Genomic DNA, 25,071 nt, shown 5'->3' with positions numbered 1-25,071 from the left:
TATTTAACAAGAATAAGGAATTGAGTCTTGACTAGAGAACTCAAGCAGTTGGACATTGAGGAGATCCTCAACTGTCTGCCCCATCGCTACCCGTTTTTACTCGTGGACAAAGTCACCGATTACGAGCCTGGCAAATGGCTCCACGCGATCAAAAACGTCACTTTCAATGAACCGTTTTTTACCGGCCACTTTCCACAGAAACCGGTATTCCCGGGTGTATTGATGCTCGAAGCCTTGGCCCAAGCAACGGGCATTCTCAGCTATAAGTCAGCCGAGGAAGAGCCGGGCAAAAACACCTTGTACTATTTCGCTAGTGTCGACAATGCACGTTTTAAACGGCCGGTTGGCCCAGGTGACACCATAGTTTTGGAAGTCGAACTCATTAAGATTCGCCGTGGCATGGGTAAATTCAATGCGACTGCCAAGGTCGATGGCGCCGTTGTTTGTACGGCTGAAATTATGTGTGCACAACGGGAAGCTTAGTTTTGATTAGTCCTCTAGCATTTGTTCATGAAAATGCTCGCATTGGTAGTAACGTCAGTATTGGTCCATGGACTTATATTGATGCCGATGTAGAGATCGGCGACGACACAGAAGTCGCGTCGCATGTGGTGATCAAAGGACGGACCAAAATCGGCAAAGGAAACCGGATTTTTCAATTTGTCTCAATTGGTGAAGAAAACCAAGACAAAAAGTATGCCGGCGAGCCAACCGAAACAATTATTGGTGATAACAACATTTTTCGAGAGTGTGTCACTGTCCACCGCGGCACCACTCAAGACGAAGGAAAAACCGTTGTTGGCAGCAATAACCTATTCATGGCATATGTTCACATTGCCCATGATTGCGTCGTTGGTGACAATATTATCCTCGCTAATTACGTCGGTTTGGCGGGCCATGTTCATGTTGAAGACTGGGCTATTGCCGGCGCTATGAGTGGTTATCACCAGTTTTGCCGTGTTGGCGCTCATAGCTTTACCGCCGCTGGCTCTATCGTACTTAAGGACATTCCACCTTATGTCATGGCGCGTCACAACGAAGCTTTCGGCATGAACTACGAAGGGCTTAAACGCCGTGGCTTTGATAAGCCTGCCATACAAGCCTTGCGAAAGGCTTATAAGACGCTCTATCGCGACGGTTTAACCACGGAACAAGCTCTGCCAGTTCTTGCAGAGCAGGGCAAGGAATCGCCAGCAGTACAAGTCATTGTCGATTACCTGGCGAAATCATCACGCGGCATTGTTCGCTAATTTTTCGGTAGAACACGACAATATGACTGCAGGCGTAGACCGTCCGATTCGAATTGCGTTATTAGCAGGTGAAGCCTCCGGCGATGTGCTGGGGGCTTCGTTGTTACAGGCGCTCAAACACCGTTACCCCAATGCCGAATTTGCTGGTATTGGCGGACCTAAGATGACTCAAGCTGGCTTTAACTCTTGGTTTGATATGGAAACCTTGTCGGTTATGGGCTTGTTTGAAGTATTAGGCCGATTACCAGAATTGCTAAAACTGCGCAAAGATGTCGTTGCCAAAATTATTGACTGGCAACCGGATGTATTTGTTGGCATTGATGCTCCCGACTTTAATCTTGGGGTCGAGCGGCGATTAAAAGATGCCGGTATAGCGACGGTCCATTACGTCAGCCCATCAGTATGGGCATGGCGCCAGAAACGTATTTTCAAAATCGATCGAGCGACCGATTTAGTCTTAGCATTGCTGCCGTTCGAAAAGCAGTTTTACGACAACCATAACGTCGCTTGTGAATTTGTTGGCCATCCGCTGGCCGATGAAATCCCGATGTCATTGGATCGCGCAGAAGCGAGGCAACGCATAGGCCTGATAGATGCCCAAGAAGTTGTGGCTATTCTCCCTGGCAGTCGCGGTGGCGAAGTGGCGCAATTAGGCGACACCTTTTTACAAGTTGCGCAACAACTGCAACAGCAACGCGGTCACCTTCAGTTTGTTGTACCGGCCGCCAACGGCAAGCGCCGCCAACAAATAGAAACATTACTCGAGAACTACCCGCAGCTAAAAGTGACAGTCATCGATGGCAATGCCAGAGACGCCATGGCAGCAGCCAATGCAGTATTGCTTGCATCGGGCACAGTGGCGCTTGAAGCAATGCTGGTCAAACGCCCCATGGTGGTTGCCTACAAAGTCCATTGGTTGACGTATCAAATCGCCAAGCGAATGATCAAAGTGAAGTATGCATCACTACCAAACTTACTTGCCGATAAACCACTGGTGCCAGAATATCTTCAATACGATATGACGATAGAAAATTTGGTTACTGAGTTGAATCGCCAGTTAGATAGCCCCAGTGCCGACCTGCAAGCAGAGTTTGAGTTGCTCCATCGGCTGATTCGTCAGGATGCCAGCGTCCGTGCTACCGACGCTATTGATGTATTGATTAAATCATCGCAAGCAAACTCGCCTCGCTAAGGAATGAACATGAAGTTAATCGCAGGTGTCGATGAAGTTGGCCGCGGTCCTTTGGTGGGGGCTGTGGTCACAGCCGCGGTGATCCTCGATCCGGCCAAGCCTATTGCAGGCTTGAATGACTCAAAGAAATTATCGGAAAAGAAGCGCAAATTACTTGCTGAAGAAATCAAGAGCAAAGCGCTCTGTTGGTCACTTGGTCGCGCTGAGGCGGCTGAAATCGATGAAATCAATATTTTGCAGGCGACTATGGTGGCCATGCAACGCGCTGTCGCAGGCCTATCACAGCAGCCCCAGTTGGTGTTAATTGATGGTAATCGTTGCCCTGAATTGCCAATGGAAGCCAAAGCGGTCGTTGGTGGTGATGGCCTTGAAGCAGCCATCAGCGCGGCATCGATCATTGCCAAAGTCGCTCGTGATGACGAAATGGCGCAACTCGACCAACAATATCCGCAGTATGAATTTGCTCGTCACAAGGGCTACCCAACCAAGCTGCACATGGAAAAGCTGGTTGAGTATGGCGCCTGTCCTCAACATCGCCGCAGTTTCAAGCCAGTGCAACGCGTGCTTGAGCAGCACTGAAAGGGCCAAATCGTAATGACTGATAACCTTGACCCTAAATTTGTCCACCTGCGCATCCATTCTGACTTCTCCATGGTCGATGGCATGAATAAGGTGCCAGCCTTGATCAAAGCCGTTGCCGAGCAAAACATGCCTGCGATGGCCATAACTGACCAAGGTAACCTCTGCGGCCTAGTGCGGTTTTACGGTAAGGCTCAAGGCGCAGGTGTTAAGCCGATTATTGGCGCCGATATGTGGATGCGCTCGGCAGAGTTTGGCGATGAACTGACTCGCTTGACTGTCATTTGTTTAGATGACACCGGCTATAAAAACATTACCTTGCTGATTTCACGAGCATACGAGCAAGGGCATGTGCAGCACCGACCCGTCATTGAAAAAGAATGGCTCGCTGAGCTCAACGAGGGCTTGATTGTGCTCTCGGGCGCTCGCGAGGGTGATATGGGCGTAGCCTTGCTGCGAAATAACCATCAACTTGTCGAAGAGTTAGTGGCGTTTTACAAAAATTACTTCCCTGACCGTTACTATCTCGAACTGATTCGAACCGGCCGGCCGCAAGAAGAAGACTACTTACACGCAGCGGTTGAATTGGCAGCAAAACAACAGTTGCCGGTAGTTGCGACCAATGAAGTGTGCTTTTTAAAACAAGACGACTTTGAGGCTCATGAAGTTCGTGTTGCCATTCATGATGGCTTTGCAATTGCCGATAAACGCCGACCTAAACGCTACTCACCACAACAGTATTTACGCTCCGAAGCTGAGATGTGTGAGCTGTTTGCCGATGTGCCATCAGCCCTTGCCAATACTGTTGAGATTGCTAAGCGCTGTAATGTATCGGTGCGCTTAGGGGAATACTTTCTGCCAAACTTTCCTACCGGCGATCTGACCATCGAAGATTATCTGGTCAAAGTGTCGGAAGATGGCTTGGAAGAACGACTCGAATTCCTGTTTCCGGATCCAGAAGAACGAGCGAAGCGTCGACCCGAATATGACGAGCGGTTGAAAATTGAACTCGACGTGATTAACCAGATGGGGTTCCCCGGCTACTTCTTGATCGTGATGGAGTTTATCCAATGGTCCAAGGACAATGGCATTCCTGTCGGTCCTGGGCGAGGATCCGGTGCTGGCTCACTGGTCGCTTATGCGCAGAAAATTACCGATCTTGATCCGCTCGAATTTGATTTGCTGTTCGAACGATTCTTGAACCCAGAGCGGGTTTCAATGCCTGACTTTGACGTCGACTTCTGTATGGATCGGCGCGACGAAGTGATTGATCACGTTGCTGAGCTGTACGGCCGCGATGCAGTAAGCCAGATCATTACCTTTGGTACCATGGCGGCGAAAGCCGCAATTCGCGATGTTGGCAGGGTATTGGGTCAGCCCTATGGCTTTGTCGACCGAATCTCCAAACTAGTACCGCCTGATCCCGGCATGACCCTGGCGAAAGCCTTTGAAGCAGAGCCTAAGCTCCCCGAGCTTTACGACGCTGATGAAGAAGTGCGAGAAATTATCGACATGGCGCGTACCCTCGAAGGGGTGACACGTAATGCCGGTAAGCACGCTGGTGGCGTGGTAATTTCGCCAACCAAGATCACCGATTTTTCGCCACTTTACTGTGACGACGAGGGTAACAACCCGGTGACCCAGTTCGACAAAAACGATGTTGAAGAAGCCGGCTTGGTGAAGTTCGACTTCCTCGGATTGCGAACGCTGACCATTATCCAATGGGCATTGGATATGCTCAATCCGCGGCGTGTGGCCGAGGGCCAAGAGGCCATTCTGATTGAGTCGATTCCACTTGACGACAAAGTAAGCTTTGATCTGTTAAAGCGGGCTGAAACCACAGCTGTTTTCCAGCTCGAATCTCGCGGTATGAAGGAGCTGATCAAGCGACTTAAACCCGACTGTTTTGAAGATATCATCGCATTGGTGGCATTGTTCCGCCCAGGCCCATTGGGCTCGGGTATGGTGGATAACTTTATTGACCGCAAGCACGGCCGTGAAGAAGTTTCCTACCCTGATGCTCAGTATCAGCATGACTCACTACAGCCTATTTTGGAGCCAACTTATGGCGTGATTTTGTACCAAGAGCAGGTGATGCAGATTGCTCAGGTACTGGCAGGCTACTCCCTTGGTGGCGCTGACTTGTTGCGTCGAGCGATGGGTAAAAAGAAGCCAGAGGAAATGGCTAAGCAGCGTGCCGTTTTTGAGCAAGGCGCTCAGGACAATGGGGTCGATGGCGAACTGGCAATGAAGATTTTCGATCTGGTGGAAAAGTTCGCCGGATACGGATTCAATAAATCGCACTCAGCTGCCTATGCATTGGTTTCCTACCAGACGCTGTGGTTAAAAACTCACTATCCTGCTTACTTTATGGCGGCGGTGATGTCCGCCGATATGGATAACACCGATAAGATCGTGACGTTGGTCGATGAATGCCAGCGGATGCAGTTGGCCTTGAGCCCGCCGGATCTGAACTCAGGCTATTACAAGTTTTCGGTTAACGAGCAAGGTGAGATTGTTTATGGCATCGGCGCAATCAAAGGCGTCGGTGAAGGGCCGGTCGAAGCCATCATCGAGGAACGCGAAGCGAATGGCCCATTCCGGGATTTGTTCGATTTTTGCGCCCGAATCGATCTGAAAAAAGTCAATCGTCGAATTTTAGAAAAACTGATTCAATCTGGCGCGATGGATAAACTCGGCCCCCATCGGGCTGCGCTAATGGCGACCTTACAAGAAGCTATGCGCGCCGCTGAGCAGCACCACAAAGCAGAAGCTTTGGGGCAGGGCGATATGTTTGGCCTGTTGACCACAGAACCGGAAGAAGTACAGCAAGCATTTGCCTCGGTTAACCCTTGGCCGGAATCGGTTTGGCTTGAATATGAACGCGAGACTCTCGGTTTGTATTTGACAGGGCATCCGATCAATCAATACCTATCGGAATTGAAAAACTATACTTCCAATCGCCTCAAAGATGTCACTCCAACCAATCGTGGTCAAAAAGTGAAAGCGGCTGGTTTGGTGATTGGCGTCCGCATGATGGTAAGTAAAAAATCAGGCAAGCGGATTTGTATTTTGAGTATCGATGACCGCTCCGGACGTTTAGATGTTGGTTTATTTGGCGATTCGGTCGAACGATTTGAATCAGTGTGCGTCAAAGATAAGATATTGATCGTTGAGGGAGAGGTCAGCTTTGATGACTTCAGCGGCGGCCTTAAAATGTCGGCCGATTCGATATTAGACATTGAGCAGGCCCGAGAGCGGCATTGCTCAAGTTTGAATATTAAGTTGGCCAAAAATGCTTTACGGCAAGATTGGTTAGCTGAACTACAAAATGTTTTGAGCCAATGGCAACATGGGACGACACCCGTTCGGATCTGTTATGATGCCGGCACTGCTGAGGCTGAACTAGAATTAGGGACCCAATGGCGGGTAACGCCAACGGATCGCCTGATGAGTGAACTAGAAAGTTTAATGGGGCCGAAGCAGGTCTCTCTGGCCTTCTGATAAAAATTACAAAATAGGACTGCATTGAATGGCTATGCACCTGAATTTCCTGGATTTTGAGCAACCAATTGCGGAGCTCGAGGCCCAAATTGAAGAACTACAGCACGTTTCCAGCGAGACATCGGTTGATGTCAACTTAGATGAAGAGCTGGAAAAGCTGCGTGGCAAAAGCTATGAGCTGACCAAGAAGATCTTCGCTGATCTGTCAGCATGGCAAGTGGCGCAAGTTGCGCGACACCCGTTGCGCCCATATACCCAAGATTACATTGACAATATTTTCACTGAATTTGATGAACAGTGTGGTGACCGAGCCTATGCCGATGATCAGGCTCTTATTGGCGGTACCGCCCGTTTGGACGGCATGCCGGTGGTTGTCATTGGCCATCAAAAAGGCCGCGAAACGAAAGAAAAGATTAAACGTAACTTTGGTATGCCTCGCCCTGAAGGCTACCGTAAAGCGTTGCGCCTGATGAAAATGGCAGAACGATTCAATATGCCAATTATCACCTTTATCGATACCCCTGGAGCCTATCCTGGTGTTGGTGCCGAAGAACGTGGCCAGAGCGAGGCTATTGCGCGCAATCTAAAAGAAATGGCGCAGTTGAATGTGCCGGTGATCTGTACCGTCATTGGTGAAGGTGGCTCAGGCGGCGCCTTGGCTATTGGCGTGGGTGACAAAGTCAACATGCTGCAATACAGCACCTACTCGGTGATCTCTCCGGAAGGTTGTGCTTCTATTTTGTGGAAGAGCGCCGACAAAGCTTCGACTGCGGCGGAGGCTATGGGGATCACAGCGCCTCGTCTAAAAGAGCTTGAGTTAGTTGATAACGTTGTCGAGGAGCCACTTGGTGGTGCTCATCGTAATCCAGTATTGATGGCCGAGACGTTGAAAAAGCAAATCAGCGCCGACCTTGAGGAATTGCAGCAGTTTGATGGTGATGCGCTAAAAGAGCGCCGTTATCAGCGTTTGATGGGCTACGGCTACTGCTAAACAAGATGATACTCACCACGCTGTTTTGCCAGCTCGATGAATTGCAGCGGCGTGGTGTTCATCACTTCATTATTGCCTATAGCGGTGGTTTGGACTCCCAAACGCTGCTCGATGGTTGCCACGCTTATAAGCTACAGCACCCTCATCTCCAACTCTCCGCTTGTCATGTTCATCATGGTCTTTCTGACAATGCTGATCAGTGGTTGCAGCACTGCCAAAAAAGCTGTCAACAACTCGCAATTCCGTTGACTTTTGAACATGTTCAGGTTGCCAAAGGCAATCGCCAGAGCCTTGAAGCCGTGGCTCGTGAGGCCCGCTACCGCGTTTTCGAATCACTGGTTGATCGTGCTGACTGTGCGGTATTAACTGGCCATCATCAGGATGATCAGATTGAAACTCTGTTTTTGTCACTCAAGCGCGGCAGTGGCTTGGATGGCCTCTCTGCCATGCCTGCCTTGATGCCGTTTGCCAACGGTTTGCTGGCGCGACCAATGCTGCAATTGTCTCGCTCGGAATTACAGCAGTTTGCTGAAGCTCAGCAACTGAGCTGGATTGAAGATGAGAGTAATCAGGACGATAAGTTTGATCGCAACTTCATTCGCAATCAACTCTTGCCCTTGTGTCAGCAACGTTGGCCAGGTTTTAATCAAGCCGCGGGTCGCAGTGTCGGTTTATTAGGCCAAGAACGAACGGTACTTGAAGAGCTCACTGCCGAAGATTACAGCAACTGCAAACGTGCGTCGGCATTGTCTATTGGGGCGCTCAAATCGCTGTCTCATGGCCGCCGAGATCGGGTGCTGCGGCATTGGCTTCGCCTCCGTCAGGCTCCGCTGTGGTCTCATGCTCAGCAACAGCAAGCTTGGCTACATGTTGCTTTGGCGCAACAGGATGCTGAGCCTCAGCTCAATTGGGCTGGCTGGCAGTTGCGTCGTTATCGCGATGAGCTTCATTTGCTCAACGATAAGACTGAGCGGCCAATCGAGCAGATTGAGTGGCATTGGCCGAAGCCATTGACCCTGCCAAACGGCAAGCTTCGTGCGTTTGTGACGGACAGCGGTACGGAAAGGCTAAGGGAGCCAACCGATGATCAATCCGTGACGATTCGCTTTGGCCAGCTTAAGAAGCGCGTCAGGCCTGCAAATCGAAACGGCTCTAGAGAGCTCAAGAAAGTTTGGCAAGAGATGGCCGTAGCGCCTTGGTTGCGCCAGCATATCCCATTAGTGTTTTACGATGAGGAGTGTGTTGCCGCAGTCGGCTATTGGATCGCTAAGGATTATCTCTGCCAACCCGGTGAGTCAGGCTGGCACATCGAGTTAAAGTGTTAAGCTGAGAGCGATTTTTTATTCCGCTTCATTTCATACATCGCCTCATCAGCGCGAGCTAGCCAAGTTTCAATGTTGTCTGCGGCAGAATACATCGCAGCACCGATGCTGGCAGAAATCCCAAGCTTAGTCAGCAGAGGGTGCTGATCAAACTGCTCCGTGATCCGTTGTTGCACCAGCAGGCAAGCTTCCTCGCAACAATCGATGAGCAACGCCGCGTACTCATCACCGCCAAAGCGAAATGGTAGATCAGAGCCTCGAATGGCGGCCTGCAAACATTCGGCGGCGGCTTGTAGTACGCGATCACCCATCAAATGGCCGTAATGGTCATTGACCTGTTTAAAGTCGTTCAAATCCAATAACACAATGGCAAGGTTTTGCCGGCTTCGTCTGGCCTGTGACATATATCGACAAGCATGGTCGTCAAATGCGCCACGGTTGCCGATGTTGGTTAAGTGATCGGTGCGCGCTTGCTGTCGCATGCTTTCATAGCGCAATGCGTTACGAAGCGGAAAGTGCAGTTGGCGTTGTAGCCAATCCAGTTGTTGATGTTTGTGATTGTCAAACTTATGACGGCTGGTATAAGCCAATTTGACCGGTTCATGGTCATCGATGGTCCACTCCACCGTGAGACGGTAGCTCTTTGATGTATCGCCGACATGGAACTGTTGGTTGTTCCAAAATAGGCTAATGCCATCAAGGCTGACACGTTGTCGAGCTTGTTCAAGGTACAATCTCAACAAAGGCTTTAACTCAATTTCCGTTTGCAAAATGCTCAATAACGAGCTGGGGCGTTCATTGTAGTAAACGCTAAATACTGAGGCGCGCGCCTGGTCCATGTTGGCATCGAACGCTGATGAAGACATCTGCATGGTATCCATAAAAAGGCTCACTCCGGCAAAAAATTGTCGCTTCGAAAACTATGAAGCAGGGCGCATGCCAAAATGTCGGAAAAATTTACTTATCACATAAAAAATGCAGCACAGCTTGCCGCTGCTGCAAGCCGTCTCGATAACCAAGCTCAATCAGCTGTTGACAATATTCTTTTTCAAACAACAAGTAACTTAGTAACGCGGTATTTGTCTGTGGGTTCGCCCCTAGTAATTTGAGCAGTACTTTCACCGATGAAGGAAGGCGGGGGTAGTGGGGTGCTGCCAAATCTTTTAACTCTGTTGACGGGTTAATGACGTGGGTGTGGATAGGAAACAAGTTGACCTTTTGTTGTTCAGCCCGAGAGAGCATGGCCAAGGTGTTGTTGATGCGCTGTAGCCGTTCTAAGTCGGCCCTTAAACTGTCACTGAAAATAGTATCAAGCAGGTGGCCTGCAATATCAGCGGCACTTGGTGGTGGCATCGCGCTGGTTGATGGGCGATCGGGCAGGTCACTGGTGCCGACAACCAATATTCGCCTCGCACCTAAATGAATTGCAGGGCTTAGCGGTGCCAATTGGTGAATTGAACCATCACCATAGTAGCGTTTACCGATTCTACTTGCTGGAAACACCATTGGCAGGGCTGACGATGCCATCAAATGCTGGAAAGTTAACGGGGTTCGTACGCCACGACGACGGACCCGGTACCAGTCTCCAATCTCAGGTTCAGCCTGAAAAAAGCACACCGAATTCCCTGTCGCATAGCTTGAAGCACTAACTGATACTGCTTTGAGAAAACCACGGTCAATGTTGCGTTCAATACGCGATAAGTCGAGGAGGCTGGTTAATAATTGCTTTAGCGGAGCGTTGTTTAACACTGCCAGAGCTTGATCGGGTTGCGCTGTTTTGACGGGTAGCAAATTTAACAACAGCTGACGACATATACCTCGCAGATCGGAGTGATATACCTTGGCGGTTTCAAAGTTACGCCAAACCCACTCAATTTTTTTGATACCCAACCGGAAATTGGCGGCATAGCAGGACAGCGCCGTGCCATTGATTGCTCCTGCTGAAGTGCCGCAAATAATATCAAATGGCAACCGCCCACTGCCAGGGAAGCACTCAGAAATGGCTTTTAACACGCCGACTTGATATGCCGCACGAGCGCCGCCTCCAGTCAGCACAATAGCTGAATTCGGCTTTGGTTGTGGCGATGCTTGATGTTGGCGGAATTTTAGACTCAACGTCTTCCTTTTTAGTCAGTTCAACATTTATTACTCAGATAAGTATGACTTATCAAACTGTTACCTGTTTGAAGAAATAGCAAAACCTTGATTTGGTACAAAGTCTTTATCAAGCATATTGAGTACCGCTGAATGGCTTCGGTTTCTTCCCCGAGAAGCCCTAAAAAGAAAGTGCTTACACGGGGTCTTAGTTGTGTTTTGTATCAATAATACTTGCTGGGTAAAAATTACTCGATTAAATGGTAAGGGTATTATCGATATGTTGTAATTAATCAACAGATGAAGCCAGTGGAAATAGAGGATTAATTGGTTTATTTGTAATTAAATTAATTGCTTATGTTTTTTTGGGGTGAGCTTTTCTATGACTGGTGATAGCTGTTTTTGTTCTAAATTTTCATTTGTTTGATTCGTTAATTATTTGATGAATCTTTGTTGGTTGTGTGATCTTAAGTACTTTTTATGCGTTGCTTTGCTGAACTTTTCAGCATTAGACTTGTCTCGCCGTGAAAGCGCTTACTTGGTGGTTGGGTGTCAAGTAATTGCATTCAGAAGATAGCGCTTGCGGGGGAAGCAGGATTTTTATCTGCATTAAAAAAATATGTAACCGCAGATACGCGGTACAAAAAATAATAAAATGGAGCACTTCATGAAACACACAAAATTCACCAAAACTAGGTTGGCTGCAAGCCTCTCTATCGTTCTTGGTGCCGCAACGTTTTTCCCAGCTCAAGCCGTTGAAGAAGTACCTGCCGATGACACCGAAGTCATTCAGGTCACCGGTATTCGCAGCTCGCAGGCTAAAGCGATGGATCTCAAACGCACATCAGCAGGTGTTGTTGACGCTATTTCAGCGGAAGATATTGGTAAGTTTCCGGATACCAACTTGGCCGAATCGCTGCAACGTATCACCGGTGTTTCGATTGACCGAGTTAATGGTGAGGGCAGCAAAGTTACTGTTCGAGGTTTCGGGCCTGACTTCAACCTTGTGTTACTGAACAATCGCGTGATGCCAACTGCACAGGTTGAAGGTGAATCGACCCGCTCATTTGAATTCGCTAATTTGTCATCAGACAGTGTCAGTGGCGTTGAAGTGTACAAAACAGGCAAGGCGAATGTTGCGTCAGGTGGCATTGGCGCCACTATCAATATTCAAACGGCTCGACCATTTGACAACGATGGCCTGGTGGCAACAGTTGGTGCCAAGGTTCATCACGATACCGGTGTCGAGGATGGCGATGATTACACTCCTGAAATTTCGGGCCTGATCAGCAATACCTTCATGGATGGTCAATTCGGTGTTGGTTTTTCTGGCTCTTATGTCAAGCGCGATAGCACCACTAACGCCGCAACGATTGATGGCTGGCGTCAGTTTGACGACGAATCGCAAGACGTCATTGACCTAAAAGCTCGCGCGGAAGCAGGCAGCGTGGCGCTTACTGACATGAACGAAAACCCATACGGCAACTATTTCTATGCTCGTAACATTGGCTTTGGTATCACCAATACAGAGCGCGAGCGGACCAATGCCCAGTTAGTGTTGCAGTATGCGCCAATGGACACCATGGAAGTGACCCTTGACTACACCTACTCCAAACTCGAGGATGAATCGGCAGCCGATACCTTCGGTTTATGGTTCTCAGGTTTAGGAAACTTAACGCAAGCGGAAGTTGATAAGAATGGTACTTTTGTTTACGCCACCGAAGTCGGCGGCGACTACTCAGGTACTATGCAGCAAAATGCGTCCGAAAATGAGAACAAATCACTTGGCCTGAACATTACGTGGCAGGTCAACGATCTGCTTGAACTGCGTCTGGATGCTCATGACTCCGAAGCAACCGCTGAAGGCACATTGGGCGACAGCGCAGATAACAAGTTCTTTATTGCCGGTGCGTTGAACGTAGCGGATAAAACGTACGACGCACGCAACACCGAAATACCTCTGTTGGGCGCTAATTACGTCGATTTGAATCCTGCTGGTGAGCCGCACCTGCAGCCCGAAGATTACGCTACCTTGTTTGCAGGTGTTCGCGCCGGCAAGAACAAAACCGATGTCACTCAAGTTCAGTTTGATGGTAGCTGGCTAAACGATAGCTCAGATGCGTTGGGCTCAATTGACTTTGGTTTGTCTTACCTGAAAATGGAAACCCATGCTGGCGCCAGTTACACCGGTCCAATCAATGCCGGTTGGTATGGCAACAAAGGGCAGTGGGCGGATTATATGTCGTATGAAAGTCTCGGTGGAGGCTTCCTCAGTGACTTTTCCGGCGGCGGCAGTGACATGCTGATCCCTTATTACTACAGCTACGATCAAGACGCAGCCATGGCGCGTGCTGAAGAGTTGTACGATGTTGAATACAAAGCCATTCCGTTTACTGATGACCATCACATTGAAGAAGAAACCAAGTCAGCTTACTTGCAGTTCAACTTCGAAAGTGAATTCAATGACATGCCCCTTAATGTGCTGGCCGGTATTCGCTATGAGCAAACTGATGTCACTGCTCGCAGTTTGCAGCAAGATGCCGAGCGCGTGGTTTGGTTGAATCCGACCGAGTGGGCTACCGAGTTTGCTGGTTCAACATTTAACCGCGAAACAGCCGACTACAAAGAGTTTCTGCCAAGTCTTGATGTCGACTTGGAAGTCATTGAAGATCTAAAAGTACGCTTTAGTTACAGCAACACCATCACTCGCTCGACCCTAGGCTCGATGCGTGCGGCAACTTCGTTGACTGCTATTCCAAAAGTAGGGAGCCGCGTTGGGTTTTCTGGTAACCCTGCGCTGAAACCATACAGCTCGGACAACCTCGATTTCTCGGTTGAATACTATTATGGTGAAGCGAGCTATGTGTCAGCCGGTTGGTTCAATAAAGAAGTGGAAAACTTCTTACAGAACCGTATCTTTGAGGTCGAATATGACAATTTGCGTGACCCATATGTCGGCCCTGCCGCGCAGCAAGCTCGCGAGGAAATTACTGCCGCCGGTGGTGTACCAAGTGATGAGGCCGTTCATGGTTGGTTAGTTGATAATGGTTATGGTGACGCTGACGGTCGCGTGCCACAAAGTGCCAACGATCCAGTGATCACATGGAATATTAGCCGACCAAGCAATGTCGAAGATTTGAACATCCACGGTTGGGAAATCGCTGCTCAGCATTGGTTCTGGGATACTGGATTTGGTGTTTCTGCTAATGCCACCTTTGTGACTGGTGATACTGAGTACGATGTTGAGCGCACCGATGAGCAGTTCGCACTGCCTGGATTGAGTGATTCGGCTAACTTCGCAGCCTTCTACGATAAAGACGGCTTGCAAGCGCGAATCGCTTACAACTGGCGTGATGACTTCTTATCAGGCACTGGCCAAGCTGAAGCGGGCGGTCCAGCGCCTCAGTTCACTGAGTCTTATGGCCAGTGGGACTTCAGCATCAGTTACGATGTGACTGAGGAACTGACTGTCTTTGCCGAAGGCATCAACATCTTTGAAGAAGAAATGCGTATCCATGGTCGCTACAAAGAGCAAATGTTGCGTGCCCAAGAAAACAGCGCCCGCTACGCCATCGGCGCGCGCTACACCTTCTAATCGCTACTCGTTAGACTTGAAGCTAACAAGCCGCTGGAAACAGCGGCTTTTTTTGCTTGCTAAAAAATAACCTTGCGATGACGTTTTGCCAATAGGTTCGCTTTGTTCGCTGCAATTGAAACTGCAATGAAAGGTTATTCTCATGCCCATGTAAGCACTTACATGAGCGTCTTTGATAAGCGATCTAGCTCTCATTTATGACAGAAAAAATGGTGCCGACGTCCTCTAATGGACTCACTTTGCACTGTGATTTTGCATGTAGTTACCATTGTTTGTTACTTGTTTTGTTCTTTGGTTTTCTGATTATTGTTAATTATAACAGTGCTTTATGCTGAATTTGGAGGATGGATGAGAATTCATTGATTGTACTTGTGATGGAGTTATTGAGGTGGTGTCGCACACTTGTTGTTTTTGTGATCTAACTGCTGCGTTGAACATTGATTTGTTTGTTCACCGAGGCTTAAACTTATCATCATCATGAAAGCGCTTACGTAAGCGGTTACAAGCTAAGTAAATGCGCTTCACATGGGCAGTAGGATTTTTAACCCGTTATAAATCATGAGTGCTTGCGCCACTCATGAATAAATAAGTCTATACGGAGACAGTTCATGAAACACACAATGTTCACTAAAACAAAACTGGCAGCCAGTTTGTCTTTGGTGCTCGGCGCTGCGGCATTGATTCCAGCTCAAGCCGCCGAGGAAGCTCCAGCGGATGATACCGAAGTTATTCAGGTTACCGGTATTCGCAGTTCTCAAGCGAAAGCGATGGATTTGAAACGCACCTCTGCGGGTGTTGTTGACGCCATTTCGGCAGAAGACATCGGTAAATTCCCCGATACCAACTTGGCTGAATCTCTCCAACGTATCACCGGTGTTTCCATTGACCGTGTAAACGGTGAAGGTAGTAAGGTGACTGTTCGTGGTTTTGGCCCGGACTTCAACTTAGTCTTGTTCAACGGTCGGACTATGCCGACTTCTGGTACTGCTAGCGAATCAACTCGTTCGTTCGATTTTGCCAACATTGCTTCAGAGAGTGTTGCCGAGGTCGCTGTCTCTAAAACTGGCCGTGCCGATCTTCCTTCTGGTGGTATTGGTGCCACCATCGATATTCGCACCGCACGCCCATTTGATAACGACGGTTTGGTTGCGACAGTCACCGGTAAAGTGCATCACGACACTAGCGTCGATGATAGCGTCGATGGCAATGGTGATGACTATACGCCTGAAGTTTCCGGTATCTTCAGCAACACATTTATGGACGACAAAATTGGTTTTGGCGTCTCTGCCTCCTACAAAAAGCGCGATAGCACTATTACCAAAGCTGGTATTGATGGTTGGCGTCAGTTCAATACTGAAGATTCAGCGTTTGCCGGTTGGCTAGAAGGCAAAGTGGCCGCAGGTGAAGTGGTTGACGAAAACCAAAACCCAAATGGCAACTACTTCTACGCTCGTAACATGGGCTTCAGTTCTACCGATGTTGAGCGTGAACGTTACAATGCTCAAGTTGTTTTCCAATATGCACCAATGGATAACTTGGTGATCACTACGGATTACACCTACTCGAAGTTAGAAGATGAAAGCTTCGTCGATAGCTTCGGTCTTTGGTTCCAAGGCTATAACAGTGTTGATACTGCTCACGTTGATGAAAATGGTACCTTTGATGTGGTCACTGAATTTGGTGGTGACTACTCAGGCACCATGAGCATGGAAGCCTCAGAGAACGAGAACAAATCTCTGGGCTTGAATGTCGAGTGGCAAGTCAATGATGATTTGGAACTCAGCTTTGATGCCCATGACTCTTCTGCTGAGTCAAACGGTGCACTCAGCAACGGCACCAACCGTACCTTCTTCATTAAAGGTGGTTTCAACTTCGATAAGAAGACTTATGATGCCTCTAGCACTGAAATCCCAACACTGGATGCGGTATTCACTGATCCTGTTCCGGGTACTGATGTCAACCTCCTACCAGAGCATTACAACTCGCTATTCGCCGGTATGGTTGCCGCGAAGAACGAAACTGATGTGACTCAGTATCAGTTCGATGGTAGCTACTTCATCGATATTCCAGGTATCGTCGATACTATTGAATTTGGTGTTGCTTACACTGATATGGAAACTCGCGCTTGGGGTAGCTATGACCAACAAAGCGCTGGTTGGTACGACCCTGCCAACTTGGGTATCTGGGAAGAAGACATGGAGTTGGTGCTGTTAGGCAATGACTTCTTGGGTGACTTCTCTGGTGGTGGTAATGATATTCGTATCCCTTACTACTACACCTACAACCAAAAGACTTCGATGGCTAAAGCCGAAGAACTATTTGGCGTCCAGTATGTTGCTGCACCATGGCAAGATGACCACACGGTGCAAGAAGAAACAACGAGTGCTTACATTCAGTTGAGTGTTGAAACTGAAGTCATGGAAATGCCATTGAATGTGTTGCTGGGTGGCCGTTACGAGCAAACCGACGTCACTGCGAGCAGCTTGCAAACTGTGGCTGAAGAAGTTCAGTGGATTTCTGGTCAAGAGTGGTTTACCCAAAAATCTGAAGAGCAGACTTACACCAACGAAACAAGTGACTACAGCGAGTTCCTACCGAACCTTGATATTAACTTGGAAATCGTTGAAGACTTAATTGCTCGTGTTTCTTTGAGTAAGACCATCACACGTCCAACGCTGGGCCAGATGAAAGCGACTAACTCTTTGACTAACCAGCCGAAGCCTGGTTCTCGTACTGGTTTCTCTGGTAACCCAGGGTTGGAGCCTTTCAGTTCTGATAACCTCGACTTGTCTTTAGAATACTACTATGACGAAGCGAGCTATGTATCTGCAGGCTGGTTTAACAAAGACGTAGAAAACTTCCTGCAAACCACTATCAGCGAAGTTCAATATGACGATTTGCGCGACCCATACATTGGTCCACGCGCTGAATTGGCTCGCTCTGAACTAGCAGCTGACGGTGTTCCAGCAACTGACGAAAACGTGTTCCAGTGGTTGGTTGATAATGGCTACGGCGAGCAAGTTGGTGACAACACTGTGATTCGCCAGAGTGACGATGATCCAGTTGTGACTTGGTTGGTTAACCGTCCGAACAACGTTGAAGATCTCCGCACTCACGGTTGGGAAATCGCATGGCAGCACTGGTTCTGGGATACAGGTTTTGGTTTCCAGGCTAACGCTACTTTCGTGAGCGGTGACACTGAGTACGATGTTGAAGCAACTGATGAGCAGTTCGCGTTACCTGGCTTGAGTGACTCTGCAAACTTCTCTGTGTTCTACGACAAAGATGGTCTGCAAGCGCGGGCAGCATACAACTGGCGTGATGACTTCTTGTCAGCGACCGGTCAAGCTGAAGCCGGTGGTCCAGCTCCTCAGTTCACAGAATCTTATGGTCAGTTGGACATCAGCGTGAGCTACGAAGTGAATGACCAGTTGAGCATCTTCTTTGAAGGCTTGAACGTGCTGGAAGAAGAGCAACGCATTCACGGCCGCTATAAAGAGCAAATGCTAAGCGCAACTCAAGGCTCTGCTCGCTACGCGGTTGGCGCTAGCTACAAATTCTAACCATAAGTACTTGCACTTCCTTTATTTGGCCGCTGATTTCAGCGGCCTTTTTTATGTTCAGGACGAAAGGTATGCCGCGGGTGCAGGGAAGCACAGGAGCGGCGATGTTCAGAACGAACGGTAAGCTCCTTGATTTAATCGGGTAAAAAATTGACTCAGCAAGAAAGCGACTTACAATTGATTTCATCGAGACGCCGTAAATACTTTGCCGACGGGCTCCTGCCCTTTGCAAAGCCCCGCTGCGGCTTCCTGCCTTCGCGACAACTTAATAAAGTTGTCCCATATAGGCTCTACTGTCGCATCCATGCGACAGAAGCTCGACGCCACCAATTCCAAGCCACTTTTGACAGCTCTTGGACTGTTTCCAGAACGCTCGAAGCGCCTGAACTAATTAGAGCGGAATCAAGTTGGCCATATCTAAGCCTCTGCAGCAGGGAGGCTGCAGTGGAGCCATCAGGGATGATTTCACGGCGTCTTTGATATGGGCTGCTTGATGCAGCTGTTACCCGCCGGTAGTGCGACCTTTGATAATCGCTTTGAGTGTTTGGCGTCTAATTCTTACGTCAACGACGGGTATAAAATTGATTCAGCAAGAAAGCGACTTGCAATTGATTTCGTCGAGACGCCGTAAATACTTTGCCGACGGGCTCCTGCCCTTTGCAAAGCCCCGCTGCGGCTTCCTGCCTTCGCGACAACTTAATAAAGTTGTCCCATATAGGCTCTACTGTCGCATCCATGCGACAGAAGCTCGACGCCACCAATTCCAAGCCACTTTTGACAGCTCTTGGACTGTTTCCGGAACGCTCGAAGCGCCTGAACTAATTAGACCGGAATCCAGTCGGCTATACCAAAGTCTCTGCAGCAGGGACGATTTCTCGGCGTCTTTGATATGGGCTGCTTGGTGCAGCTGTTTCCCGCAGTTTGATGCAGCTTTAATCCGGATACTTTGAATTGCGCAGGGAAGTGTCAGATAACAAAAACGCCACCCGAAGGTGGCGTTAGCTATTGCAGTCTCTAGCCGTTGATTAAGACAGTGCAGACTGGATATGGGCAACGGCGCCGTCGATTGCAACTTCGTGCTTCTCGCCGTCGCGGCGGTTCTTATATTCCACCACTTGCTTGTCCAAACCTCGCTCACCAATGATGATGGTGTGAGGTATACCAACCAGCTCCATGTCATTGAACATCACACCTGGACGCTCTTTGCGATCATCGAACAGTACATCAATGCCTGCAGCTTGCAGATCAGCATACAGCTTGTCGGCAACTTCCTTGACGCGATGAGATTTGTGCATGTTCATCGGAATGATCACCACCTGGAAAGGAGCCAAAGCATCTGGCCAGATGATGCCGCGATCATCATGGTTTTGCTCAATAGCAGCAGCAACGATGCGAGATACACCGATACCATAGCAACCCATCGTCATGATCTGGTGTTTGCCGGTTTCGCCTAACACACCTGCGTTCATTGCTTGTGAGTACTTGTCACCCAATTGGAAAATGTGTCCAACCTCAATGCCGCGCTTGATATCCAGTTGACCTTGTCCACAAGGGCTTGGATCGCCCGCTTGTACATTGCGTAAATCAGCAACTTCTGGCTCTGCCAAATCACGGCCCCAGTTGATGCCTTTGTAGTGCTTGCCATCAACATTGGCGCCAGCGACAAAATCAGCCATTGCCGCAACTGCTCTATCGGCGAATACTGGCAGTGGTAGTTTCACCGGGCCAAGTGAGCCTGGCAGGGCGCCAACAGCTGCTTTGATTTCCTCGTCTGAAGCAAACTGCAGCGGTGTTGCAACAGCTGTTAGTTTTTCAGCTTTGATTTCATTGAGTTCATGATCGCCTCGAACCAGTAGCGCTACCAGCTCGTATTCGCTGTCTTCAGCTGCTTTAACAATCAGCGTCTTGATGCTGTTTTCAGCTTTAATACCAAATTGCTCGGCAAGGTCAGCAATCGTTTTGGCATTCGGAGTATCAAACTCGGTCAACGCTTCGCTAGCTTCTGGGCGTTCGGTAGTGCTGACTGCTTCGGCCATTTCGACGTTGGCGGCGTAATCTGAACCGTCAGAGAAAGCGATATCATCTTCACCACTGTCAGCTAAAACATGAAACTCATGACTGGCACTACCGCCAATCGAGCCTGTGTCGGCAATAACAGGGCGGTAATCTAGACCTAAGCGCTCGAAGATCCGGCAGTAGGCATCAAACATGGTTTGATAAGTTTGCTCCAGACATTCTTGGCTCAAGTGGAACGAGTAGGCATCTTTCATGGTGAATTCACGGCCACGCATAACCCCGAAGCGAGGGCGAATTTCATCACGGAATTTGGTCTGAATTTGGTACAAGTTAAGCGGCAGTTGTTTGTAGCTTGCCACTTCATTGCGAACCAAAGCGGTGATCACTTCCTCGTGAGTCGGGCCCAACACAAATGGTCGCTCATGGCGATCTTTCAAGCGGCATAGCTCAGGGCCGTAATCTTCCCAACGACCTGATTCTTCCCACAGGTCGGCAGGCTGTACAACTGGCATCAGCACTTCAACAGCACCGGCGCGATTCATTTCTTCGCGAACCACTTGCTCGACTTTGCGCAGCACGCGCAAGCCGCTTGGCAACCAGTTATAAAGGCCGGCAGCAACTTTACGGATCATACCCGCGCGCAGCATCAGCTGGTGGCTGATCACCTCTGCATCGGCAGGTGTTTCTTTAAGAGTAGATAACAGATATTGACTGGTGCGCATGGCAACAAAATCTCGTCAGACTGGCAAAGGAGCGATAGTTTAGCAGCGCATGGCGGCGAGTTGTAGAGCTTTACGGTGTAAGCGGCAATAACAGCAACTGAAACCCTCGACTGATCAGGCGCCAGTTGGAGTTAAGCGTTAGCGATGGGTCGATTCTAAGGTATCGATGGCAGCTGCGTAACAGCTGCAGTTGTGGATCAACACGTTCAATCAATGTCGTCATCGCCACAGGAACTTGTTGCTCGGCGCTTTGCTCTGCCAATGCTGGGTAATAAATGACTGAGAGCAAGCGCTCAAAGCGCGCTACCGCGGCAATGGCGAGCCAATCGAATGCCTTGGCTTTGGCGCTTTTCGATTGGCTGGCAATCAATGCGGCAAAGTCGTCGCCGTAATGATTGATGTCCCAATGTGTTGGCGGGAAATGTTGGCAATAGACCTTTGCCAGCGCAGCAAAGATATCAAAACCAAGCAGTTGGCATGTCACTGGGTAGGTTGTAAAAAGGGCGCTTTGGTGGCTTTGTGCATAGTTGTTTTGATACTGCGACAGATGGCCCTTCGGTTGGTTCTGCTGCTCCTCTATCGAGGTGATACCTTGGGCAATCGCTGTCAGTTGCTGGTGGTAATGATTGCTAGGCATCAGACCAACCCTGTCGGAGCTAAACACAATTGCTGGAATTGGCGCTGTGCCCGATGGTACTGCAAAAGCAACTCATCTAGCTCAGGCAGTTCGCTATCCCACTCGATTAACAGCGGGATACCGGCAAACCGGAACTGTTGCTGGTAAAGTTGCCACACTGAATCCGATACTTGGGTATCATGCGTATCCACCAATCCCCACGGGCCTTGACGGTAGCCACCCAGATGCAGCTCGGTAATGTGCTCTAACGGCAGCTCATCTAATAGTTCACTCAGGAGGGTCATACCGTTGTGATCATTGATGAATGCATTGCTGATATCAAACAGTAATTGACAGCCGCTGCGTTGGCATAGCTGCGTTAGAAATTCGCCTCCGGACATGGTCTGTTGCGGGTGTTGAAAGTAGCGGGTGGCATTTTCCAACAGCAATGGTCGCTGCAAGATATCTTGAGTATGTTGGACTCGACTGACCAAATGATTCAACGATTGTGGGTGAAATGGTATCGGCAACAGGTCGTGAAAGTGGTGGCCATCGAGTGCGGTGAAACAAATGTGATCGGACACCATTAGTGCTTGGCTATCATCGGCCAGCATCTTCAACGTGCGGATGTACTGATTATCGAGCGGATCGGTACTGCCGAGGTTGAGGCTAACGCCGTGAAGACTGATGGGATAGTGTTCGGCAATGGCGAGCAGCAAGTTTCGCGCCGGGCCAAATCCCAAATAATTGCACGAATGAGCTTCAAACCAATCGACCTTTGGTCGTTGACGTAACACTTGGTGCAGGTGTGGCGCTCGCAAACCGAGCCCCACACCATTAATGCGATTTAGCGTCATGGCTAGTTGCTGTTGGTTTAACTCTTCGCCGGTTTGACCTTAGCGACTACGCCGCCGGTAATTTTTTCACAAGTACCAAGAGGGACATAGACCCACTCGGTATCCATGTTGTCGGTTTTGGCTTGGCCTGCACATTTGTGGGAGCCGTCTAAGGCGCCACAGTCGTTCATACCAGCTTTGGCGATACCGGCACATTTCTCCCATTGTTTGGGCTGGTCGGGCACCGCATTGGCGCTGAGACTGACAGAACACAAGGCAAGTGTACTAAGGCTGACAAGGCCCGCTTGAATCAATTCATTGGTTTTCATTTCTTTCTCCGATTGGGTGACAAAGACAATGGCAGTGATGCACGGACCTGCTACCAATAAAGAGCCGCAAAGCAGCGAATTTATTGCACAAAATTTCAACACTCTCACCATCTTGTTGAAATGGCGATGGATTTAATTTGGCTATTTGGTGGCTCAGAATGCTGTGACAACCACCACACTAACGCTTAATTTCTAACAAAACTAAGCGTCACTTTGTGCTTCTGACTAAGCTCAATGATTGATGCCGATTGAAACTCGAGTGAGCGCTAGCGGGCGAGAGCAATGTCGGACTTCAACGTTTGCCTGATATTAGCTTGGAGAGCGCTATGGCTGCTTGGTCGTTACGTCGCAAATTATTGTTAATGATTTCGCTGATTCTTCTGGTGACCCAAGGTATCTTGGGGTTAATGGTCAATCAGTCACTGCAGGCGACCGGTGAGGCTTCCAGTGCTGCTGCCGCTGAAACCATGGAGAGACAAGTCGTTAGCACAATGCGGTTCGCAACGCAGGGGGCTGCAGAAGAGGTGGCCGGCTACATCAATCGCTCCTTTGATATCCCCAAAACCGTTGCCACCGTGCTGAGCAATACATCGAGTCATGCTGGTGGTGATCCGCTCGCAAGACAACAAGTTAAATCATTGGCTGAGCATGTGTTATCCGCCCATCCAGAGGTCAGTTCAATCTATGCTCAATTCGAGCCCAATGGCTACGACAATCGAGATTTTGCCAACGTCAATCAACCGAGCCACAGCAGCCGTGATGGTGCGTTGGAAGTGTACTGGTATCGGGATGGTACTCAGCTTGTTTATGAAGCGGTTGATGATCCCGATGAAAAGTACCTGTCGGAGCGAGATGAGTTCGGTATACGAGAATCAGAATGGTATTTATGTAGCCGAGATTCGCTTAAACCCTGCTTACTTGAGCCTTACCTATACGAAATATCGCCGGGTTTGGAAGAGCTGATGACGTCGTTGTCATGGCCGGTCAATGCTGGTGGTAGTTTTCGTGGCCTCGTTGGCGTTGACATTAACCTGCCGGTGATACAACAGCAAATTTCTCAAGTTGCGAGTGAGTTGATGAACGGCAAAGGCGACATGATGTTGGTGAGCGGTCTCAAGTTGATCGCTGCTTCTAGTCGCTACCCAGAAGCGCTCGGCAAACCATTGGCAGCTACCGATGCTGGGCTTGCAGAGGCTCTCAACTCCGGCGGCATTGGCCTGATCGAAACCGACGAGTTCTACATTACGACCGCGCCGATCCAAGTGGATAGTGTCAATTCACAATGGTTACTGGTGTTCAGACTAGCAAAAGATATTGCCCTGCAAGAGTCATTGGTATTTCAGCAAGATCTCACTGATGCGTTTAATAACACTATGTGGAAGATGGTGATTTTTACCGTAATCAGCACTGTGTTAGCGGTGGCTTTAGTGGCATTCATAATCAACAGCTTTATTCGTCCGCTATCGGCAATGAGCCGTCGCTTTAGCTATTTGTCTGGTGCCGAAGGCGATCTGACATTAACGCTGGAAATTGAACAGCACAAAGAACTGATTGATATGGCTGCGGGATTCAATGCGTTTACTGGCAAGCTGCGCGATATGATCGTCGCGATGCAAAGCCATGCAGAAAATCTGCGCCAGCAATCAGCGGAACTTGCCAGCTCAGCAAAATCGTCAAGTACCGCAGCGCAGCAGCAGTTTTCCGATACCGAAACGGTTGCTGCGGCAGTTCATGAGATGTCCACTACTGCGCAGGAGGTCTCTGCTTTAGCTCAAAGTACATCGGACGAATCGAATAGTGCCGGCGCGGTACTTGAGCAAACCCATTCATCATTTGGCCAAACGGTCAGTGAAATTAAGGCAGTGTCAGACGACATGGATGAAGCGGGTGTGCGCATTTCACAAGTCGCTGAACGAAGCAACGAGATTTCCGGCATTCTCGATACGATTAGAGGCATTGCCGAGCAGACCAACTTACTGGCTCTCAATGCTGCAATTGAGGCGGCGAGGGCGGGCGAGCAGGGACGCGGTTTTGCTGTGGTTGCCGACGAAGTGAGGAATCTAGCCGGTCGAACTCAAGATTCAACCGAAGAGATCAACAACCTGATTCAAGGATTACAGCAGGAAGTCACCAAAACCGTAGAGCAAATAAATCGGGGTAAGGAGCGAGTCATCGTCACTGTGGAAGAGACAGAACGCAGTTATCAGGGGATGGAGCAAATGACCGGTATGATCACCGGCATCAATGACAATGCCGCGCAAGTTGCTACCGCGGCCGAACAGCAAAGTCATGTCACCGAAGATATTAATCGCAACGTCTCGGCTATTGGCGACTCCGGCAGGGAAATCGCCTCAATGGCAGGTAAAGTAGAGGATATTAGCCATTTGATGCACGATGTGGTGGTTGAGTTGGATGCGCAGCTGGCTAAATTTAAAGCTAAATAGCGATACAACCATGGCCTG

The 25,071-nt window shown here is 49.2% G+C and carries 16 protein-coding genes; 10 read left to right on the top strand and 6 right to left on the bottom strand.

Going from position 1 to position 25,071, the window contains the following annotated elements; genetic code table 11:
* Positions 1–27 precede the first annotated feature (27 nt).
* Genes fabZ through tilS form a run of 7 tightly spaced genes read left to right on the top strand, consistent with a single transcriptional unit; the run spans position 28 to position 8,841 of the window.
* Positions 28–483 carry a 3-hydroxyacyl-ACP dehydratase FabZ gene (gene fabZ, locus CBE68_RS12245; RefSeq protein ID WP_087506378.1) on the top strand — a complete coding sequence of 152 codons (456 nt, stop codon included), beginning with the start codon at positions 28–30 and terminating at the stop codon, positions 481–483.
* Positions 484–485: 2 nt separating this feature from the next.
* The gene (gene lpxA, locus CBE68_RS12240) at positions 486–1,250 is read left to right on the top strand and encodes an acyl-ACP--UDP-N-acetylglucosamine O-acyltransferase (protein WP_229744803.1); all 765 of its coding nucleotides are present in this window, start codon (positions 486–488) and stop codon (positions 1,248–1,250) included.
* Between the two features lie 22 nt (positions 1,251–1,272).
* A complete protein-coding gene (gene lpxB, locus CBE68_RS12235; protein ID WP_087506376.1) occupies positions 1,273–2,442 on the top strand; it encodes a lipid-A-disaccharide synthase in 1,170 nt (389 codons plus the stop codon).
* A 3-nt stretch (positions 2,443–2,445) separates the two neighbouring features.
* The gene (gene rnhB, locus CBE68_RS12230; protein WP_087506375.1) at positions 2,446–3,021 is read left to right on the top strand and encodes a ribonuclease HII; all 576 of its coding nucleotides are present in this window, start codon (positions 2,446–2,448) and stop codon (positions 3,019–3,021) included.
* A gap of 15 nt (positions 3,022–3,036) precedes the next feature.
* Positions 3,037–6,525 (top strand): DNA polymerase III subunit alpha, encoded by a 3,489-nt coding sequence (dnaE, locus tag CBE68_RS12225; RefSeq protein WP_087506374.1) that lies wholly within the window; start codon positions 3,037–3,039, stop codon positions 6,523–6,525.
* A gap of 34 nt (positions 6,526–6,559) precedes the next feature.
* Complete coding sequence (accA, locus tag CBE68_RS12220) at positions 6,560–7,516, top strand: acetyl-CoA carboxylase carboxyl transferase subunit alpha (protein ID WP_087506373.1); 957 nt, start codon at positions 6,560–6,562, stop codon at positions 7,514–7,516.
* 5 nt (positions 7,517–7,521) lie between these two features.
* Positions 7,522–8,841, top strand: coding sequence for a tRNA lysidine(34) synthetase TilS (gene tilS, locus CBE68_RS12215; RefSeq protein WP_087506372.1), 1,320 nt, complete (start codon positions 7,522–7,524; stop codon positions 8,839–8,841).
* Here the strand turns inward: tilS and CBE68_RS12210 are convergent.
* Complete coding sequence (locus CBE68_RS12210) at positions 8,838–9,719, bottom strand: GGDEF domain-containing protein (protein WP_087506371.1); 882 nt, start codon at positions 9,717–9,719, stop codon at positions 8,838–8,840. The genes tilS and CBE68_RS12210 overlap by 4 nt on opposite strands.
* Before the next feature lie 76 nt (positions 9,720–9,795).
* On the bottom strand, positions 9,796–10,953 hold the full coding sequence (locus CBE68_RS12205) for a patatin-like phospholipase family protein (protein WP_087506370.1): 1,158 nt from the start codon (positions 10,951–10,953) through the stop codon (positions 9,796–9,798).
* Positions 10,954–11,599: 646 nt separating this feature from the next.
* On the opposite strand from CBE68_RS12205, the gene CBE68_RS12200 reads away from it, so the two are divergent.
* Positions 11,600–14,527 (top strand): TonB-dependent receptor, encoded by a 2,928-nt coding sequence (locus tag CBE68_RS12200; RefSeq protein ID WP_158100594.1) that lies wholly within the window; start codon positions 11,600–11,602, stop codon positions 14,525–14,527.
* A 608-nt stretch (positions 14,528–15,135) separates the two neighbouring features.
* Entirely contained in the window at positions 15,136–18,090 is a 2,955-nt protein-coding gene (locus CBE68_RS12195) for a TonB-dependent receptor (protein WP_229744802.1), read from the top strand.
* 1,025 nt (positions 18,091–19,115) lie between these two features.
* Here CBE68_RS12195 and CBE68_RS12185 read toward each other — a convergent pair.
* The 4 genes from CBE68_RS12185 to CBE68_RS12170 all read right to left on the bottom strand — a co-directional run bounded on the left by CBE68_RS12185 (position 19,116) and on the right by CBE68_RS12170 (position 22,609).
* Complete coding sequence (locus tag CBE68_RS12185) at positions 19,116–20,828, bottom strand: proline--tRNA ligase (protein WP_087506367.1); 1,713 nt, start codon at positions 20,826–20,828, stop codon at positions 19,116–19,118.
* A 70-nt stretch (positions 20,829–20,898) separates the two neighbouring features.
* Positions 20,899–21,465: an HvfC/BufC N-terminal domain-containing protein gene (locus tag CBE68_RS12180; protein WP_087506366.1), complete on the bottom strand. Its 567-nt coding sequence runs from the start codon at positions 21,463–21,465 to the stop codon at positions 20,899–20,901.
* Positions 21,465–22,301, bottom strand: a complete 837-nt coding sequence (locus CBE68_RS12175) for a DUF692 domain-containing protein (RefSeq protein ID WP_087506365.1) — start codon at positions 22,299–22,301, stop codon at positions 21,465–21,467. Before CBE68_RS12175 ends, CBE68_RS12180 begins: the two co-directional genes overlap by 1 nt.
* A 17-nt stretch (positions 22,302–22,318) precedes the next feature.
* Positions 22,319–22,609, bottom strand: coding sequence for a BufA1 family periplasmic bufferin-type metallophore (locus CBE68_RS12170; protein WP_087506364.1), 291 nt, complete (start codon positions 22,607–22,609; stop codon positions 22,319–22,321).
* Positions 22,610–22,935: 326 nt separating this feature from the next.
* On the opposite strand from CBE68_RS12170, the gene CBE68_RS12165 reads away from it, so the two are divergent.
* On the top strand, positions 22,936–25,053 hold the full coding sequence (locus CBE68_RS12165; RefSeq protein ID WP_087506363.1) for a methyl-accepting chemotaxis protein: 2,118 nt from the start codon (positions 22,936–22,938) through the stop codon (positions 25,051–25,053).
* The last annotated feature ends 18 nt before the right edge of the window (positions 25,054–25,071 follow it).

This window comes from Neiella marina (assembly GCF_002165625.1).
Classification (GTDB): domain Bacteria; phylum Pseudomonadota; class Gammaproteobacteria; order Enterobacterales; family Neiellaceae; genus Neiella; species Neiella marina.
The sequence above is the reverse complement of the archived record's forward strand: the minus strand, read 5'-3'. Positions and strand labels throughout refer to the sequence as shown.

Excerpts from the sequence above, each read along its gene's own strand:
- lpxB (WP_087506376.1), top strand. The coding sequence starts at position 1,273 with ATGACTGCAGGCGTAGACCGTCCGATTCGAATTGCGTTATTAGCAGGT.
- dnaE (WP_087506374.1), top strand. The coding sequence starts at position 3,037 with ATGACTGATAACCTTGACCCTAAATTTGTCCACCTGCGCATCCATTCT.
- accA (WP_087506373.1), top strand. The coding sequence starts at position 6,560 with ATGCACCTGAATTTCCTGGATTTTGAGCAACCAATTGCGGAGCTCGAG.
- CBE68_RS12185 (WP_087506367.1), bottom strand. The coding sequence starts at position 20,828 with ATGCGCACCAGTCAATATCTGTTATCTACTCTTAAAGAAACACCTGCC.
- CBE68_RS12180 (WP_087506366.1), bottom strand. The coding sequence starts at position 21,465 with ATGCCTAGCAATCATTACCACCAGCAACTGACAGCGATTGCCCAAGGT.
- tilS (WP_087506372.1), top strand. The coding sequence starts at position 7,522 with ATGATACTCACCACGCTGTTTTGCCAGCTCGATGAATTGCAGCGGCGT.
- rnhB (WP_087506375.1), top strand. The coding sequence starts at position 2,446 with ATGAACATGAAGTTAATCGCAGGTGTCGATGAAGTTGGCCGCGGTCCT.
- CBE68_RS12170 (WP_087506364.1), bottom strand. The coding sequence starts at position 22,609 with ATGAAAACCAATGAATTGATTCAAGCGGGCCTTGTCAGCCTTAGTACA.
- CBE68_RS12210 (WP_087506371.1), bottom strand. The coding sequence starts at position 9,719 with ATGGATACCATGCAGATGTCTTCATCAGCGTTCGATGCCAACATGGAC.
- CBE68_RS12165 (WP_087506363.1), top strand. The coding sequence starts at position 22,936 with ATGGCTGCTTGGTCGTTACGTCGCAAATTATTGTTAATGATTTCGCTG.
- CBE68_RS12200 (WP_158100594.1), top strand. The coding sequence starts at position 11,600 with ATGAAACACACAAAATTCACCAAAACTAGGTTGGCTGCAAGCCTCTCT.
- CBE68_RS12195 (WP_229744802.1), top strand. The coding sequence starts at position 15,136 with ATGAAACACACAATGTTCACTAAAACAAAACTGGCAGCCAGTTTGTCT.
- CBE68_RS12175 (WP_087506365.1), bottom strand. The coding sequence starts at position 22,301 with ATGACGCTAAATCGCATTAATGGTGTGGGGCTCGGTTTGCGAGCGCCA.